This window comes from Thalassospira sp. MCCC 1A02491 (genome assembly GCF_001613785.1).
GTDB lineage: Bacteria > Pseudomonadota > Alphaproteobacteria > Rhodospirillales > Thalassospiraceae > Thalassospira > Thalassospira povalilytica.
Genome location: NZ_LPVX01000031.1, coordinates 286,030 through 300,779, shown reverse-complemented (window position 1 = coordinate 300,779; position 14,750 = coordinate 286,030). Strand labels below are relative to the sequence as shown.

At 54.7% G+C, this 14,750-nt stretch carries 17 protein-coding genes; 11 read left to right on the top strand and 6 right to left on the bottom strand.

Annotated elements, in window-relative coordinates:
- Positions 1–19: 19 nt before the first annotated feature.
- Positions 20–1,357 carry an NAD(P)H-dependent oxidoreductase gene (locus AUQ42_RS13815; RefSeq protein ID WP_068519649.1) on the top strand — a complete coding sequence of 446 codons (1,338 nt, stop codon included), beginning with the start codon at positions 20–22 and terminating at the stop codon, positions 1,355–1,357.
- A gap of 103 nt (positions 1,358–1,460) precedes the next feature.
- Here the strand turns inward: AUQ42_RS13815 and grxC are convergent, their stop codons facing one another.
- From grxC to AUQ42_RS13800, 3 genes are all read right to left on the bottom strand, one after another.
- A complete protein-coding gene (gene grxC / locus AUQ42_RS13810; RefSeq protein WP_068519737.1) occupies positions 1,461–1,718 on the bottom strand; it encodes a glutaredoxin 3 in 258 nt (85 codons plus the stop codon).
- 124 nt (positions 1,719–1,842) lie between these two features.
- On the bottom strand, positions 1,843–2,607 hold the full coding sequence (locus AUQ42_RS13805) for a ComF family protein (protein WP_231856772.1): 765 nt from the start codon (positions 2,605–2,607) through the stop codon (positions 1,843–1,845).
- 114 nt (positions 2,608–2,721) lie between these two features.
- Positions 2,722–3,693 carry a S9 family peptidase gene (locus AUQ42_RS13800; protein WP_231856771.1) on the bottom strand — a complete coding sequence of 324 codons (972 nt, stop codon included), beginning with the start codon at positions 3,691–3,693 and terminating at the stop codon, positions 2,722–2,724.
- 205 nt (positions 3,694–3,898) lie between these two features.
- On the opposite strand from AUQ42_RS13800, the gene AUQ42_RS13795 reads away from it, so the two are divergent.
- From AUQ42_RS13795 to AUQ42_RS13785, 3 genes are read left to right on the top strand one after another with little or no spacing between them, the layout of a single operon-like run.
- Positions 3,899–4,789, top strand: coding sequence for a LysR family transcriptional regulator (locus tag AUQ42_RS13795; protein ID WP_369813529.1), 891 nt, complete (start codon positions 3,899–3,901; stop codon positions 4,787–4,789).
- A 33-nt stretch (positions 4,790–4,822) separates the two neighbouring features.
- Positions 4,823–6,040 (top strand): adenylate/guanylate cyclase domain-containing protein, encoded by a 1,218-nt coding sequence (locus tag AUQ42_RS13790; RefSeq protein WP_068519645.1) that lies wholly within the window; start codon positions 4,823–4,825, stop codon positions 6,038–6,040.
- A 9-nt stretch (positions 6,041–6,049) separates the two neighbouring features.
- Entirely contained in the window at positions 6,050–6,712 is a 663-nt protein-coding gene (locus AUQ42_RS13785) for a hypothetical protein (RefSeq protein WP_068519644.1), read from the top strand.
- Between the two features lie 29 nt (positions 6,713–6,741).
- On the opposite strand, the gene AUQ42_RS13780 is transcribed toward AUQ42_RS13785, so the two are convergent.
- A complete protein-coding gene (locus AUQ42_RS13780; protein ID WP_068519643.1) occupies positions 6,742–7,656 on the bottom strand; it encodes a LysR family transcriptional regulator in 915 nt (304 codons plus the stop codon).
- Positions 7,657–7,788: 132 nt separating this feature from the next.
- Here AUQ42_RS13780 and AUQ42_RS13775 point away from each other — a divergent pair, with 132 nt between their 5' ends.
- The 3 genes from AUQ42_RS13775 to AUQ42_RS13765 all read left to right on the top strand — a co-directional run bounded on the left by AUQ42_RS13775 (position 7,789) and on the right by AUQ42_RS13765 (position 10,440).
- The gene (locus AUQ42_RS13775) at positions 7,789–8,406 is read left to right on the top strand and encodes a glutathione S-transferase family protein (RefSeq protein WP_068519642.1); all 618 of its coding nucleotides are present in this window, start codon (positions 7,789–7,791) and stop codon (positions 8,404–8,406) included.
- A gap of 80 nt (positions 8,407–8,486) precedes the next feature.
- On the top strand, positions 8,487–9,452 hold the full coding sequence (locus AUQ42_RS13770; protein WP_197460854.1) for a pyridoxamine 5'-phosphate oxidase family protein: 966 nt from the start codon (positions 8,487–8,489) through the stop codon (positions 9,450–9,452).
- 88 nt (positions 9,453–9,540) lie between these two features.
- Positions 9,541–10,440 carry a methyltransferase domain-containing protein gene (locus tag AUQ42_RS13765; RefSeq protein ID WP_068519641.1) on the top strand — a complete coding sequence of 300 codons (900 nt, stop codon included), beginning with the start codon at positions 9,541–9,543 and terminating at the stop codon, positions 10,438–10,440.
- A 15-nt stretch (positions 10,441–10,455) separates the two neighbouring features.
- On the opposite strand, the gene AUQ42_RS13760 is transcribed toward AUQ42_RS13765, so the two are convergent.
- Positions 10,456–10,674, bottom strand: coding sequence for a DUF6500 family protein (locus AUQ42_RS13760; RefSeq protein WP_068519735.1), 219 nt, complete (start codon positions 10,672–10,674; stop codon positions 10,456–10,458).
- 127 nt (positions 10,675–10,801) lie between these two features.
- Here AUQ42_RS13760 and sfsA point away from each other — a divergent pair, with 127 nt between their 5' ends.
- The 4 genes from sfsA (at position 10,802) to AUQ42_RS13740 (ending at position 13,757) form a co-directional block, all read left to right on the top strand.
- Positions 10,802–11,515, top strand: coding sequence for a DNA/RNA nuclease SfsA (gene sfsA / locus AUQ42_RS13755; RefSeq protein WP_068519640.1), 714 nt, complete (start codon positions 10,802–10,804; stop codon positions 11,513–11,515).
- Positions 11,516–11,629: 114 nt separating this feature from the next.
- Positions 11,630–12,436, top strand: a complete 807-nt coding sequence (gene map / locus AUQ42_RS13750) for a type I methionyl aminopeptidase (protein WP_068519639.1) — start codon at positions 11,630–11,632, stop codon at positions 12,434–12,436.
- A gap of 26 nt (positions 12,437–12,462) precedes the next feature.
- Positions 12,463–13,326, top strand: coding sequence for a DNA repair protein RadC (gene radC / locus AUQ42_RS13745; protein WP_082817868.1), 864 nt, complete (start codon positions 12,463–12,465; stop codon positions 13,324–13,326).
- A 38-nt stretch (positions 13,327–13,364) separates the two neighbouring features.
- Positions 13,365–13,757, top strand: coding sequence for a VOC family protein (locus AUQ42_RS13740; RefSeq protein ID WP_068519638.1), 393 nt, complete (start codon positions 13,365–13,367; stop codon positions 13,755–13,757).
- A gap of 117 nt (positions 13,758–13,874) precedes the next feature.
- Here AUQ42_RS13740 and AUQ42_RS13735 read toward each other — a convergent pair whose 3' ends face one another.
- Positions 13,875–14,738: a MipA/OmpV family protein gene (locus AUQ42_RS13735; RefSeq protein ID WP_231856770.1), complete on the bottom strand. Its 864-nt coding sequence runs from the start codon at positions 14,736–14,738 to the stop codon at positions 13,875–13,877.
- Positions 14,739–14,750: the final 12 nt, after the last annotated feature.

Genomic DNA, 14,750 nt, shown 5'->3' with positions numbered 1-14,750 from the left:
GCCGGAGAAGTGAAGTTAAATGAATCTCGATGCAAAACTGCGCAAGCGTGCCGATGAAGGCAATCCGGTCCGGGTTGGCATTATCGGTGCCGGTAAATTCGGATCGATGTTTTTAAGTCAGGCCGGACATCATCCGGGCTACCATGTGCTGGGCATCGCAGACCTTGGCATCGACCGGGCCAAGGCGGCATTGCGCCGCGTTGGCTGGTCCGATGACCGGTTTTCGGCAACCGACCCGGCAAGTGCGTATAAAAACGGAACGACCTGGATCACCGATGATGCCGACGCCCTGATTGCCGCTGACGGGCTTGAAGTCATCATTGATGCAACCGGAAGCCCGTCAGCCGGTATTCGCTTTGCGCTAAAGGCCATCGAATATGGTCGCCATATCGTCATGGTCAATATCGAGGCCGATGTGCTTGCAGGCCCCCTTCTTGCCAAGCGGGCCGAGGCCGCCGGTCTTGTCTATTCCATGGCCTATGGCGATCAGCCTGCCCTGATTTCTGAAATGGTTGATTGGGCGCGCGCCATTGGCCTGCCGGTAACCTGCGCGGGCAAGGGCACCAAATATCTTCCGATCTATCACCATGTAACCCCTGATGATGTCTGGCATCACTATGGCCTGACGCCCGAACAGGCACAGGCGGGCGGCATGAACCCGCAAATTTTCAACAGCTTCCTTGATGGCACCAAATCCGCCATTGAAATGGCCGCTGTTTCCAATGCCTGTGATCTTGTGCCCCAGGATTGCGGATTGCAATTCCCGGCCTGCGGGGTTGATGACCTTCCCCGGTTGCTGTGCCCGCGCGAAAGCGGCGGCATCCTTGATCGCAAAGGCACGGTCGAAGTTGTTTCAAGTCTTGAACGTGACACCCGCCCGGTCTTTCGCGATCTGCGCTGGGGCGTTTATGTGACATTTGAAGCCCCCAGTGACTATGTCGCACGTTGCTTTAACGAATACGGCCTTCTGACCGATCCAAGCGGGCAATATTCCACCATGTATAAACCCTATCACCTGATCGGGCTGGAACTGGGAATTTCGGTGGCATCGGCGGCCTTGCGGGGTGAGGCAACCGGCACGTCGCGTGCCTGGTCGGGCGATGCGGTCGCCACCGCCAAGCGTGATCTTAAACCCGGCGAGATGCTGGATGGCGAAGGGGGCTATACGGTATATGGCAAACTCGCCCCGGCCAGCACATCGCGTGCACGCAATGCGCTGCCGATCGGCCTTGCCCACCATCTTAAAATCAAACGCCCGGTCGCGATGGATCAAACCCTGACCTGGGATGATGTCGAATTTGACGCCAAAGACCCGGCAATCGCATTCCGCAAGGAAATGGAAAGGGTCTTTTCCTGATTTTCGCAAATCAGTCTCGCCCCGTACCCCGTGCCACCAACAAAAAAACCCCGGCCACAAAAAGGCCGGGGTTTTTAACATGTGCGGGTCAGGATGACCTGATTTATGCCGACAGTTTTGCTTCAAGCTTGTCAGCAGCTTCAAGCGCCATCAGCTCGTCGCAGCCGCCGATATGTTCGTCATTGATGAAGATCTGCGGCACGGTATGACGGCCATTGGCACGGTCCATCATTTCCTTTTTGCGCTTCGGCTCCATCATCACGTCGATCAGCTGATATTTCGCGCCTTTTTCTTCAAGAAGCTTGCGGGCACGTTTGCAATAGGGGCACCATTCGGTGGCATACACTTCAACTTTTGCCATTGGGCATTCATCCTTTTTCAAGCAGCCGATCATGCCAAAAGCCCCGTAAACCGGGCTTTGAACATTTGATACGGCGCGGAAAACTGTTCTGATGACGGCTGTATAACAGATTTTTTGCAACGCGTCATCGTACGACGCGTGCAACCGTGATCACAGATACGTGCATGACGCCCGACTGCTTCAACGCCCGGGCACAGGCATTGGCGGTTGCCCCGGTTGTCAGCACATCATCAATCAAAACAACCCGCCCGCCATCAAGCCCGCAAAGCTGCGCCCGCGCGTCATCAATGGCAAAAGCACCGCCGACTTCACGTTTGCGCGATGACGGACCAAGCCCGCCAAGACTGCGCGTGTTTCGCGTGCGCCCCAGCACCAATCCATCCCAGGGAATGCCGGTCATTTTTGATAATCTGGCGGCCAGCAATCCCGACTGGTTATAGCGACGATGCAATAACCGCCGCCGATGCAACGGAACCGGCACAATCAAATCCGCCTGATCCCATATCCCCTTGCCACACTGATAAAGCCAGCGTGCCAGAAGCGGGGTCAGATCGGTGCGATCGGCATGTTTGAACCGAAGCAGATAATCGCGGCTGTGATCATCATAAACAAGTGCAGCCCGCGCCAGATCAAAAGCCGGTTTCTTTTGCAGACAGTTTCCACACAGCACCTGCCCGTCAGCCTGTTCATTTCCGGTGATGTTAGCGCTATCATCAAGTTCAAACGGATAACCGCAACAGGCACATTGCGGGGCCGATATGAACCGCAGTCCCGCCCAGCAATCGGCACAGACCGCATGGGTGGTTTCGGTAATCGCGCCACACCCGCCACAGCGCGGCGGCAGGATGGCATCAATCCCGATCCGGCCAACCGTGCGCAACACCGCCATTACCATTCCCGTGACCCCCAGTCACATCAGCATCACCAACCGACCCACAATATCACACGCAAAACGCGAATGCCGCATTTAAGGCATTCGCGTTTTTTGGATATCAGTACAGTATCAGCCCATATGCTTTGCAAGGAACGACAGGACGTTTTCCGGATGGCGACCGAAATGGTTATAGCCATCCTTGAACCGATGGGGCGTATCTTCGATCCAGAACAGTTCCTTTTCCTTGCTGCCCAGAAGATCAAAGGTTGTCTGTCCGTCAACCGGGTTGCGGGTCCATGCATCTTCGAGAACCTGCACCATCAGAACCGGCATCGTGACACTTGGCGCCCAAAGATGCGGGGTCATTTCGGCTGCAACAAAACCACCCATTTTCAGCAATTCAAGATCGATCAGTTCCTGATATTGCGAAACGCCCTGAAGCTCCGAGAAAGCGTCATAGATTGCCGACATTGAAACAACCATCGGGCTGACCATGCAGCTGACATTTTCAAAAAGCTCCGGATGGCGATGAATAGCGTGATATTGCGAGTTTCCACCCATGCACTGACTATACAGTGCCACCTTCATTTTCGACAGACGGGGGTGATTATCGACGAACTTCTTTACACCGACGCAGTCGCGCCATTCCCATTGTCCAATCCCGCTTAGCCCGCCATTGGCCGCTCCGCTGTTGCCATGATTGCGGATGTCGTATGTCAGGACGTTATAGCCCGCATCGGTAAGATGTTTGTATTGAATGACAAAGTCGATTTCGACCGCGTCATAGGCACTCCATGGTGCGCCAAGATGCCCGGGGAAGCCTGCACGACACATCGGAAGTGCGTGGTTGAAAATCACAAGCTTGTTGCTTTCACCGCCCTTTGCCGGGATGTACCAGGCCTCCAGCGGCACGCCATCATCTGACGGGATCACCAGATCATACCAGCCGGTCATACCATAATCATCCGGGGTCTTGTGGATCACGCTGCGCAACGGTCGCACAATCTCCGCAAGTCCCTGGACCTTTGCGTAGTCATCCGGCGAAATGGTTTCGAGCTGTTTGAATGCTGCTTCCATACGCTCCTTCGACATGCGAGACATCTTAACTCTCCTATCATTGCAACTCTGTCCGTCCTGCGGACATTTCAGAAACTCTGCGTCACATATGTCGGGTCCGGGAACAGAGGACAGTCCGAAACCGTCGATCAATCAGCGACAAACAAAAGGTAGCGCATCGCCAAGAAAGTGATTATATACTGAATTGTGCATGAACTTATAAGTAAGGTGATAAATGCGCCGAGATGAAATGGCCGATCTCACAGCCTTTGTCGTCGTTGCCGAAGCACGCAGTTTTACCCGTGCTGCCGGTAAACTTGGCCTGTCGCAATCAGCACTTAGCCAGATTGTCCGTCGCCTTGAAGAACGGCTGGGGGTTCGGTTACTGGCGCGCACAACGCGAAGTGTTGCGCCAACCGAAGCTGGCCAGCGACTGGTCGATCAACTTGCGCCGATGCTTCATGAACTTGATCAAAGCATCGCTGATCTAAGCGAATTTCGTGACAAGCCCGCCGGAACGATCCGGATCACCTCTGTCGAACATGCTGCCAAGACGGTGCTTAATCCGGCAATGTCCGCCCTTTTGAAATCCAATCCCGATATTACGGTCGAGATCACGGTGGATTACGGATTGGCCGATGTAGTCAGCGACCGTTTTGATGCAGGCGTCCGTCTGGGCGAACATGTGGCGCGCGATATGATTGCCATGCGGATCAGCGCAGATATCCCGATGTGCATCGTCGGGTCGCCGGAATATTTCGAAAGCCACCCTGCCCCTAAAAGCCCGCGGGACCTCGCCAGACATCGCGGCATTAATCTGCGTCTTCCGAGTTCGGAAACCCTCAATGCATGGCGCTTGATGCAGGATGGCGAAGAAATCCGGGTCAGGATGGACGGGCCGCTCGTCTTTAACACCATCGATCTGATTCTTGATGCGACGCTTGACGGTGTTGGTCTTGGCTATCTTCCTGAAGATCAGGTGACCAATGCATTAAGTTCAGGCAAATTGATCAGGGTACTTGATGATGCTGTCCCGCCGCTTCCGGGGTATCATCTGTATTATCCGAGCCGTCGTCACCATTCGCCAGCCTTCAAACTTTTCCTTGATGCCGTGCGATACCGTCCGTCAATTCCCAGATAAGTTAACGCATCCGGTAGCAATCACGGGGACTTCATGAATTCGATGACAAGCGACAGCCTTTACAATGAACTGAGCAACTGGTTGCACCGGCGCTCCATTCAGGGATGGGATGTCGAAACGCTTCTGACCGAACTGGTAGAAAAGCTGAACGAAGCCGGCCTTGATCTGATCCGTGTGCATATCGGGATGCCAATGCTTCATCCGCTTTTTGTCGCGGGCAGCTATTCCTGGTCACGCGGCAAAGGCATTGTTGCCGAAACCTATGACCGCGGACTTGAAAAAAGCGACGCATGGCTAAAAAGCCCCGTCCGCGAGACTTTCCTGAACGGCAAGGAAGAAGCCCGATATCAGATCAATGGCAGGGACCGCGACCGCTTCGAGATTTTCAGTCGCTTCGCCGACGAAGGTGCTACCGACTACATCATTCAGTTGACCGGTTTTGACGACCGCAAAACCAACCTCATTGGTCAGGAAGGCACGATATTTAGCTGGACAACAAATGCGCCCGGCGGATTTGACGAAAAGGCCGTCGCACTTTTGCAACGTCTGCGACTTCCGCTTAGCGCTGAAATCAAAGGATTGTCGCAACGCCGTCTGGTTGGAGACATCCTTAGGGCCTATCTTGGAAATTATTCCACCGACCGTGTTCTGTCCGGACAAATCCAGCGCGGTGACGGCGACCTGATCGAAGCCGTCATCCTGTTCTGCGATCTTCGACAGTCCTCCAAACTGGCCGAGCGATATGGATTTCAGGGATTTCTGGAAGTTTTGAATGACTATTACGACATTACCGCAGGTGCCGTAATTGCCGGTGGCGGCGAGGTCTTGCGCTATATCGGAGATGCGTCACTGGCGATTTTTCCGTTTGAGCGTTATGAGCGCGATATTGATGCTTGTGATGCGGCGCTGGCCGTTGCCCATGACGCGATGAAGCGTGCGCAAACAATCAATGAGGACCGAAAGGCACGCGGGGAACCGGCCCTTGAATTCGGGATCGGGCTTCATACCGGCAAGGTGATGTATGGCAATATCGGCACCAAGGAACGGATTGAATTCACCGTTATCGGCAGTGCCGCCAACGAAGCCGCCCGGATCGAAGCAAAGTGCAAGGAACTGTCGCAAACCGTACTGGTATCGGATGCCTTTGCAGCCATCCGCCCCGGCAATTGGCATTCCCACGGCACCTTTGAACTGCGCAATATAGGCCATCCGATCGAAATCCTGTCTCCTTTGAACCTGCAACAGGAATAAGAAAATATCATGGTGTTATGGCATTGGATTGTGATCGGTATTGTCGCCATCGCGTTAATTGGCGCACTTTCCGTTACGCTTTTTGTCACACAAACAGAAAACAGTCAGGCACATCAGGCCGAAAAGTTCCTGAGTGCGCAACAGCGTGAAGCTGTGTCTGAAAGCACCACCGCGGTCGTTTTCTTTTCCAGATCCGGGAACACAGCCCTTGCATCCCATCATGTCGCCGATCAGCTTGGCGCACGTATTTTCCGGATTGAGGCCCCCGATTACAAACTTGGCATTATCGGCTGGATCAGGGCTTTAATCGATGCCCGCAACCATCAGGCGGCTGTAACACCCGCCGAGATTGACCTTAGCCCCTATGACACGATCTATCTCGGATCACCGATCTGGCTTTACAGCCCTGCACCGCCGATCTGGGAATTTGCCCGCCATCATCGTTTTGATGGCAAACGGGTGGTTTTGTTCAACACCTTTAACAGCAAATTTGAACAAAGCTTCATTGACGAGTTTCGTGATCTTGTCCGGACAAATGGTGCTGTTTCCTTTGATCATCGCTTTGTCAAACGCGGGCGCATGGGTCAGCAGCTATCGACCGAGGATATGCTTCAGGAAATCGATGCACGCTGGGAACTGACCGATCAAACGGCAGATCCACAAGGCAAATAGACCCAGGTTCCTCGGTCAGGCCGGCATGGCTAACCGGAATTCAGAACCGGGTTTGATCGCAAGGTTTCGACAGCGAGATCAATAAAACTTCGGACCTTTGCCGGGGCGTGGCGGCCTTCGGGATGGACCAGATGAACCGGCACCGGGTCGGGGGCATGATCATCAAGCACGGTTTGCAGACTGCCGTCGGAAATGAAGGGTGCGGCCTGATAGGACAACATGCGCATGATCCCCCACCCGTCAATTACGGCTTTTCGCGCCGCTTCGATCGAATTGGTCTGCCATCTGGCATCCGGGGATACCTGTATTTTACGCCCGGCCCCCGACAATGTGTTGAATTGCCAATCAAGCCTTGCCGATGAACCGGTGGTGGCAATGATCCGGTGCCCGGCCAGATCCGCGGGGACTTCAGGCACCCCGACACGGTCAAAATAGGCCGGCGCGCCGCAAACCACCTGGCGCACCTGCCCGATGCGGATGGCTGAAAGCGATGAATCGGCAAGATGACCGATCCGCACAGCAAGGTCGATTCCTTCTTCTACGATATTGACGATGCGGTCAAACAACATCAGGCGCGCGCGCATGTCGGGATATTGATCAAGATAGCGCCCGACAATCGGGGCAACATGCATCTGTCCGAACTGCACAGGTGCGGTAATCGACAACATCCCGCTTGGGCGGGCATATGCCCCGCCAGCCGCGGCTTCGACTTCGTGCAAATCCGCCAGCAACCGTTTGCAATCAGCCAGATACCGTGTCCCGGCCTCGGTCATTGTGACTGTGCGTGTCGTGCGGATCAGAAGCCGCGCGCCGATGATATCTTCAAGCTGGGCAATGGTCCGGGTGACGGCGGCCGGGCTCATATTCAGGGCGCGGGCCGCAGCGGCAAAGCCTTGTTCCTCGGCCACACGCACATAGACCTTCATGGCGTTAAAGCGATCCAAGCACAGCCTCCTTCGCAACGACTATTATTTCATTTATCGGAATAATAAATTGCAAATGATGTGAATTCCATAAATTTTCCGAAACAGACATCATGGCACGACATTTACAGCGCAATCACAGGGAAACCTGCCATGAAACTCTATTACCATCCGATTTCCGGGCATGCCCATCGTGCGGTCTTGATGCTTGGCCTTTTGGGGCTTGATCATGAATTGGTCGAAGTCGATCTTGCCAGCGGCGCGCACAAGAAGCCCGACTTTCTCGCACTTAATCCGTTTGGGCAGGTTCCTGTCCTGCAGGATGGCGAGACGGTGATTTCCGATTCAAATGCCATTCTGGTCTATCTTGCCAAGAAGCAGGGGGTGACCAACTGGCTGCCCGAAGACCCAAAAGGTGCCGCCTGCATACAGCGATGGCTGTCGGTTGCGGCAGGTCAGATCGCATTTGGCCCCGGTGCCGCCCGTCTTGTGACCCTGTTTGGCGCACCTTTTGACCCCGATGAAGTTATTGCGCGCGCCCATGCCATCCTTGGCCTGATGGAAGCCCATCTGAACACCCAGAACTGGCTGGCAGCCGATCATCCGACCATCGCCGATGTCGCACTTTACAGCTATGTCGCCCGCGCACCCGAAGGCAATGTTGACCTTGAAAGCTATGGCAAGGTGCGCGACTGGCTGTCGCGGATCGAAGAATTGCCGGGTTTTGTGCCCTTCATGCATGCCCCGGCCGAGATGCTGGCCTCTTCCTGAACGCCCGGTCCTGACCCCATGCCTGCTGCCACCTGCCTGTTGCCAGTTGCCTGCTGCCCCCTTGTTTGAAGGACGCACCCATGTCTGATCGCATCGACACCCACAACCCGCACTCCCCCCGACCGCCTGTGTCAGATGGTGCCCCCACCCCCTGGCATGCTGGAGAAATCCGTCTTCAGCAAATTCTGGGTGTCGATGCGCGTATGGAAGAAGTCGGGCGCAAGGTGCTGCGTGATCATTTGATCGAACAGCACCGCCTGTTTTACCCGCAACTGCCATTCGTCGTATTGGGCAGTGTCGATCCCGATGGCAGACCGTGGACCACCCTTCGCGCCAACAAGCCGGGCTTTTTGTTTGCGACCGATATCTATCACCTTGCCGTAACGCTGCCGCGCGACGGGAATGACCCGGCTGATGCCGGGATGGAAGACGGCGATGCCATCGGATTGCTTGGGATCGAGCTTCATACCCGTCGACGCAATCGTCTGAATGGGACAATCAGTCGCACAAATGAGACATCGTTTGACATCACGGTCGGGCACAGTTTTGGCAATTGCCCGAAATATATCACTCCGCGCGAACTCGACATTTCCCGTCATTCTGCCCCCGCAGGCGCTACTATTACCCGTGGCGAGCATGACCTTTCAAACGATGCCCGTGCATTGATTGCGCGCAGCGACACATTTTTCATCGCGTCCTATATCGATCATGATGATCAAAGGCGGGATGTCGATGTATCGCATCGCGGCGGCAATCCGGGCTTTGTCCATATCGAGGATGACGGAACCCTGATCATTCCCGATTATGCCGGAAACCGGTTCTTTAACACCCTGGGCAATCTTTTGATCAATCCGCAGGCCGGACTGGTATTTGTTGATTTTACCAATGGCGACATGTTGCAGATTACCGGCAATGCCGAAATCATCATGGGCGGTGCCATGCTGGCAAATTATGACGGGGCGGAACGCCTTGTCGCATTTCGACCAAGCCAATGGATCCATCGTCCCGGCGCATTTCCGTTGCGCATGAATGGTGCGAATGGCTGAATGGTTTGATGGTTGATTGCGCGGCGGACCAAGACGCTCTATCTAGGTCGTAACAACTTTAACGACTTTTGCCGGAGCATCCCGCCTCATGGCCGATCCGATCACTGTCTTTGATCGAGACATATTAAAGCTGCGCCGCGACCGTGCGGCAACGAGGGCACAGGATTACAATTTCCTGTTTGCCGAAACCGCCGAACGGCTTGCCGACCGGCTTGATGATACCACACGCACATTCCCCATGGCGGTTGATCTTGGCTGCCATAGTGGCGAATTGGGCCAAATCATTGGCACGCGCGGCGGTATTGAAACACTGTATCAATCCGATATTTCAACCGGCTATGCCCGCAATGCGCAGGCCAATAATGGCAAGACAACCCTTGTCGCCGACGAAGAATTCCTGCCCTTTGCCGAAGGGTCGCTTGATCTGATCCTGTCCAACCTGTCGCTGCACTGGGTCAATGACCTTCCGGGCATGTTGCTGCAAGCGCGCCGGGCGCTGAAACCCGACGGGTTGCTTTTGGCCTGTATGCTGGGCGGCGATACATTGCGTGATTTGCGCGAAGCCCTGATGGCTGCCGAAGCCGAGGAAGAAGGCGGCGTATCCCCGCGTGTATCACCGTTCGTCGATGTGAAGGATGCCGGTGCATTGCTTCAGCGCAGCGGCTTTGCCCTGCCGGTGGTTGATGCCGATGACATCACCATTGATTATCCCGATGCGCTTAAACTGATGCGTGACCTTTCGGGGATGGGTGAAAGCAACCTGATCGCCAAACGGTCCAAGAAATTCACCAAACGCAGCACCCTTGCCCGTGCGGCAGCGATCTATCACGAACGCCATGCGCGCGAAGATGGCCGCATTCATGCGAAGTTTCAGGTGATCTATCTGACGGCCTGGGCTCCCGATGACAGCCAGCCCAAGCCGCTGCGCCGCGGATCGGGTCAGGTCAGTCTGGTTGATTTCCTTGGCGATGATGCCAAGAAACAATAATCCCTGTTTGGCGGGCTATTTGCCCGCCCGCACCATCTCGCGGATTTTGGTGGCCTTTTCAAAATGATCAAGCTGATGGGTTTTAATCCACCAGGATGCCGCTTCCATCAAAAGAGCCGGATCATCGTTGCGATTGGCAAAGAACGCATAAAATGACAGGCCGACATCCGGTCCCTTTTGCGTGATCTTACGATCACAAACGGCAATGATTTTGGCGCGCAGGCTTTGACGCATGATGGTTCCGATACGGGCACATGTTTGCAAGGGGTTGATGTATGACCGATTTGCCGCAAAATTGGCATCCTGATCGCGGCCCCACACTGACAGTTTTTGTCAGGACAGATTTTCCGAAAGGTTTTTCATGCAGCTTCCTCAGCCCCTGATCCATGGCAAACTGATCAAGCGCTACAAACGTTTCCTTGCCGATATCGAGCTGGATAATGGCGAGATGATTACGGCCCATTGCGCCAATCCGGGCGGGATGATCGGGCTTAAGGAGCCGGGCATTGATGTCTGGCTGTCAAAATCGGACAATCCGAAACGCAAACTGAAATACAGCTGGGAGCTGTGCCAGATCGGTGATGCCTGGATCGGGATCAATACCGCCCATCCCAATGCCATCGTCGAAGAAGCGATCCGGTCGGGCACGGTCCCGGAACTGGCGGGCTATGAAACCCTGAAACGCGAAGTCAAATACGGCAAAAACTCGCGGATTGATATCCTGCTGTCGGACCCGGAACGCGGGCTTTGTTATGTCGAAGTCAAGAATGTGCATCTGAAACGCGATGAAGATGTGCCCGGTCTTGCCGAATTCCCCGATGCCGTCACCGCACGCGGGGCCAAGCATCTTGATGAAATGGCCGACATGGTGGCCGAAGGTCATAGGGCTGTGATGTTTTACCTGATCCAGCGCACCGATTGTGATCGCTTTACCCTATCGACCGATATTGATCCCCATTACGGCGAACGGTTCAAGGCCGCGCGCAGCAACGGGGTCGAGGCGATTGCCTATGACTGTTCGATTGATACAGATGCCGTGACCGTGCGGTCGGCGTTACCGATTGTCGGCCTGTAAGCACTGATCCCAAATCCCTGCATATCAGCCAATCCTTGCCAATTTCGGCGTCTGGCTTTATGTCATTGGACTATAAAACACAGATATACTTAGCCGAACGTAAGGAGATTTCGGGTGGCGAACGGAACAGTCAAACTTCACGGACCCGAAGCATTTGAAGGCATGCGCGCCGCAGGTAAGCTGGCAGCGGAAGTGCTTGATATGATTACCCCGCATGTGGTGCCTGGTGTAACCACCGGTGAACTTGACCGCCTGTGCGACGAATATATCCGCGACCATAATGCGATTTCGGCCTGCCTTGGCTATCGCGGTTTTCCGAAATCGATCTGCACATCAATCAACCATGTGGTCTGTCACGGTATTCCCGGTGACAAGAAACTGGCCAATGGCGACATCATGAATATCGATGTAACGGTTATCCTTGATGGCTGGTACGGCGATACATCACGCATGTATATCGCAGGCTCGCCCAAAGTCATGGCGCAGCGTCTTGTTGATGTGACCTATGAAGCGCTTTGGCGGGGCATCAATGCCGTAAAACCGGGCGCGACCCTTGGCGATATTGGTCATGCGATCCAGTCCTATGCCGAAAGCGAGCGTTTTTCGGTCGTGCGTGATTTCTGCGGGCATGGCCTTGGCCAGGTGTTCCATGATGCGCCCAATGTCCTGCATTACGGCAAGCCGGGCGAAGGTCTGGTTCTTGAACCGGGCATGATCTTTACGATTGAGCCGATGATCAATCAGGGAACCTATGCGTGCAAAATTTTGCCAGATGGCTGGACAGCCGTAACGCGAGACCGCAAACTGTCGGCACAGTTTGAACATTCGCTCGGCGTGACGGATGACGGGTTTGAAATCTTTACCCGATCCCCGGCCGGTCTGGACAAGCCGCCCTATGACCTGCCCGCTGCGGCAGAATAAACAAGGGCCAAACGGGGGAAGCAGAATTGAGCGAAACCGAAGATCGCAAACCTGCTTCTGCCCCGAATATCCCCACCCCATCTGAAATTGATGACGGCACGCGGGTCTTTTTTGATCAGACCCGCGATCATCTGGCATCGGGTAGCGCCACCCCCCCGGTCGATGCAGGCATCGCACCCAAAGCAGATGATAAAGCATCAAAATCGGCCAAGCCTGCAAAACCCCATTATCACGGGCACCGCCAACGCCTGCGTGAACGTTTTATCAAGGGGGGCGCCGATGCATTGGCCGATTACGAGCTTCTGGAATTGATGCTGTGCATGGCGATGCCGCGCGGGGACGTCAAACCATTGGCAAAGGCACTGATTGCGCAATTCGGAAGCTTTGCCAATGTCCTTGCCGCCCGCCCCGAAGATTTGCAAACCGCCAAGGGACTGGGCGATGCCGGGATCGCGGCCATCAAAATTGCCGAAGCCGGCGCGCGACATCTTTCGCGTGAACGTGCCATGGAATTGCCGGTGATTGCGAGCTGGGAACAGCTGATCGAATATTGCCGGGTCCGGATCGGGCATCTCAAGACCGAAGAACTGCATTTGCTGTTTCTTGATCGCAAGAACCGCCTGATTGCCGATGAATGTCATCAGCGCGGCACGGTCGATCACACCCCGGTCTATCCGCGCGAGGTGATAAAACGCGCACTGGAACTGCATGCATCGGCGATCATTCTGGTCCATAACCACCCAAGCGGCGATGCCACACCGTCAAAGGGGGATATCGATATGACCCGCAAGATCATTGATGCCGCCAAGGCGATGGAAATCATCGTGCATGACCATATCATCATCAGTCATGCCGGATATAATTCCTTCAAGACGCTTGGCCTGATATAGACCGCATCTGGTCACCCATCGCATAACGAGAATTCATCATGCCCCATATCGGTTTGTGCGCGCTTATTGTGCGCGACTATGACGACGCCATTGCCTTTTATACCGACAAGGTCGGGTTTGATCTGATTGAAGATACGGATATGGGGGACGGGAAACGCTGGGTCATCGTTGCCCCGAAGGGTGCGACTGAAACTCGTATATTGCTGGCCCGGGCATCCGGTGCGGATCAGGAAAATGCGATCGGCAACCAGACAGGTGGCCGGGTGGGCTTTTTCCTCAATACCGATGATTTTGCGCGCGACCACGCACGCATGACAAAGGCCGGCGTGCGGTTTCTTGAAGCCCCGCGACACGAGCCATATGGCACAGTCGCGGTGTTTGAGGATCTGTATGGCAACAAATGGGATTTGCTTGAGCTGGCTTTGCAATAATCGAAAAAATTGTGGGCCGGTCAAAAACAGCGGGGAAACCGGCCCACCCCGATCACCATCACTGGCACCGGAAAGTTTTGGGGTAAAGATGGATCAGATCATTTCGAATTGCCGACCCTAGAAGGTATAAACCAGCACCAGTCCGGCACTGATGACATAGTCATCTTCGATGATTGAGCTGTCGGTATATTCATCGGGCAGAAAGCGCACATCACTTGTCCCGATCACGGCAAAGCTTTCGGTCACCGGATAGATCACGCTGAAATCAAGATGGGGGACAAAGGCCGCATCCGGCGCATAGAAGCCCCGGTCACTGCGCGCTTCACTGCGTTTTACGCCAACATTATAATCAACCAGTTCTTCGCTTTGCCATGTGACGCCACCGCCGATATTGAAATTGAACTTGTCCCAATTGGTCGGGATGTAATAGCCGACATCAACTTCATGTCCGCCATAAGCATCATTCACATCGGTCAGGTAGCTTGCCTTCACTTCCCCCCGCCACAGACGCAATGATCCGCCAAGTCCGGCTTCGAATGCCATGTCACGGTCTTCAAGCCCCTTGAGATACGGGGAATCATCGGGATCGAACGGCTCCATACGCAAATTGCCGAGCAAAGACACGCTGCCAAATTTGTTTTCCCAGACCTTTGCATTGATTCCATCAATGCCGACATGCAGGCGTTCGGCATCATAGGCCAGCATAGGCAATCCGGTCAGATCCGTGTTGTCTGCACCGCGATAGGGATTGGAACTGACCCGGCCAAGCACGCCAATTTGCCAGTCGCCGCCCAGCCATGGTTTCAGAGCATCTTCGGTCTGGGGATTTACCTGTTCGCGGATAATTTCCTTTTGCCCCGGCGTTGCCGATTGGGCGTAGGCATCGCTGCTCAGGGCCATGATGATTGCAGTTGTGGAGATCACAAGACCGCCCAGCACCATCATGCATCCCAATCGCCGCGTCCAAAAATACGAGACCATATGTCTAAACAT

Excerpts from the sequence above, each read along its gene's own strand:
- AUQ42_RS13815 (WP_068519649.1), top strand. The coding sequence starts at position 20 with ATGAATCTCGATGCAAAACTGCGCAAGCGTGCCGATGAAGGCAATCCG.
- grxC (WP_068519737.1), bottom strand. The coding sequence starts at position 1,718 with ATGGCAAAAGTTGAAGTGTATGCCACCGAATGGTGCCCCTATTGCAAA.
- AUQ42_RS13805 (WP_231856772.1), bottom strand. The coding sequence starts at position 2,607 with ATGGCGGTGTTGCGCACGGTTGGCCGGATCGGGATTGATGCCATCCTG.
- AUQ42_RS13800 (WP_231856771.1), bottom strand. The coding sequence starts at position 3,693 with ATGTCTCGCATGTCGAAGGAGCGTATGGAAGCAGCATTCAAACAGCTC.
- AUQ42_RS13795 (WP_369813529.1), top strand. The coding sequence starts at position 3,899 with ATGGCCGATCTCACAGCCTTTGTCGTCGTTGCCGAAGCACGCAGTTTT.
- AUQ42_RS13790 (WP_068519645.1), top strand. The coding sequence starts at position 4,823 with ATGAATTCGATGACAAGCGACAGCCTTTACAATGAACTGAGCAACTGG.
- AUQ42_RS13785 (WP_068519644.1), top strand. The coding sequence starts at position 6,050 with ATGGTGTTATGGCATTGGATTGTGATCGGTATTGTCGCCATCGCGTTA.
- AUQ42_RS13775 (WP_068519642.1), top strand. The coding sequence starts at position 7,789 with ATGAAACTCTATTACCATCCGATTTCCGGGCATGCCCATCGTGCGGTC.
- AUQ42_RS13770 (WP_197460854.1), top strand. The coding sequence starts at position 8,487 with ATGTCTGATCGCATCGACACCCACAACCCGCACTCCCCCCGACCGCCT.
- AUQ42_RS13765 (WP_068519641.1), top strand. The coding sequence starts at position 9,541 with ATGGCCGATCCGATCACTGTCTTTGATCGAGACATATTAAAGCTGCGC.
- AUQ42_RS13760 (WP_068519735.1), bottom strand. The coding sequence starts at position 10,674 with ATGCGTCAAAGCCTGCGCGCCAAAATCATTGCCGTTTGTGATCGTAAG.
- sfsA (WP_068519640.1), top strand. The coding sequence starts at position 10,802 with ATGCAGCTTCCTCAGCCCCTGATCCATGGCAAACTGATCAAGCGCTAC.
- AUQ42_RS13740 (WP_068519638.1), top strand. The coding sequence starts at position 13,365 with ATGCCCCATATCGGTTTGTGCGCGCTTATTGTGCGCGACTATGACGAC.
- AUQ42_RS13735 (WP_231856770.1), bottom strand. The coding sequence starts at position 14,738 with ATGGTCTCGTATTTTTGGACGCGGCGATTGGGATGCATGATGGTGCTG.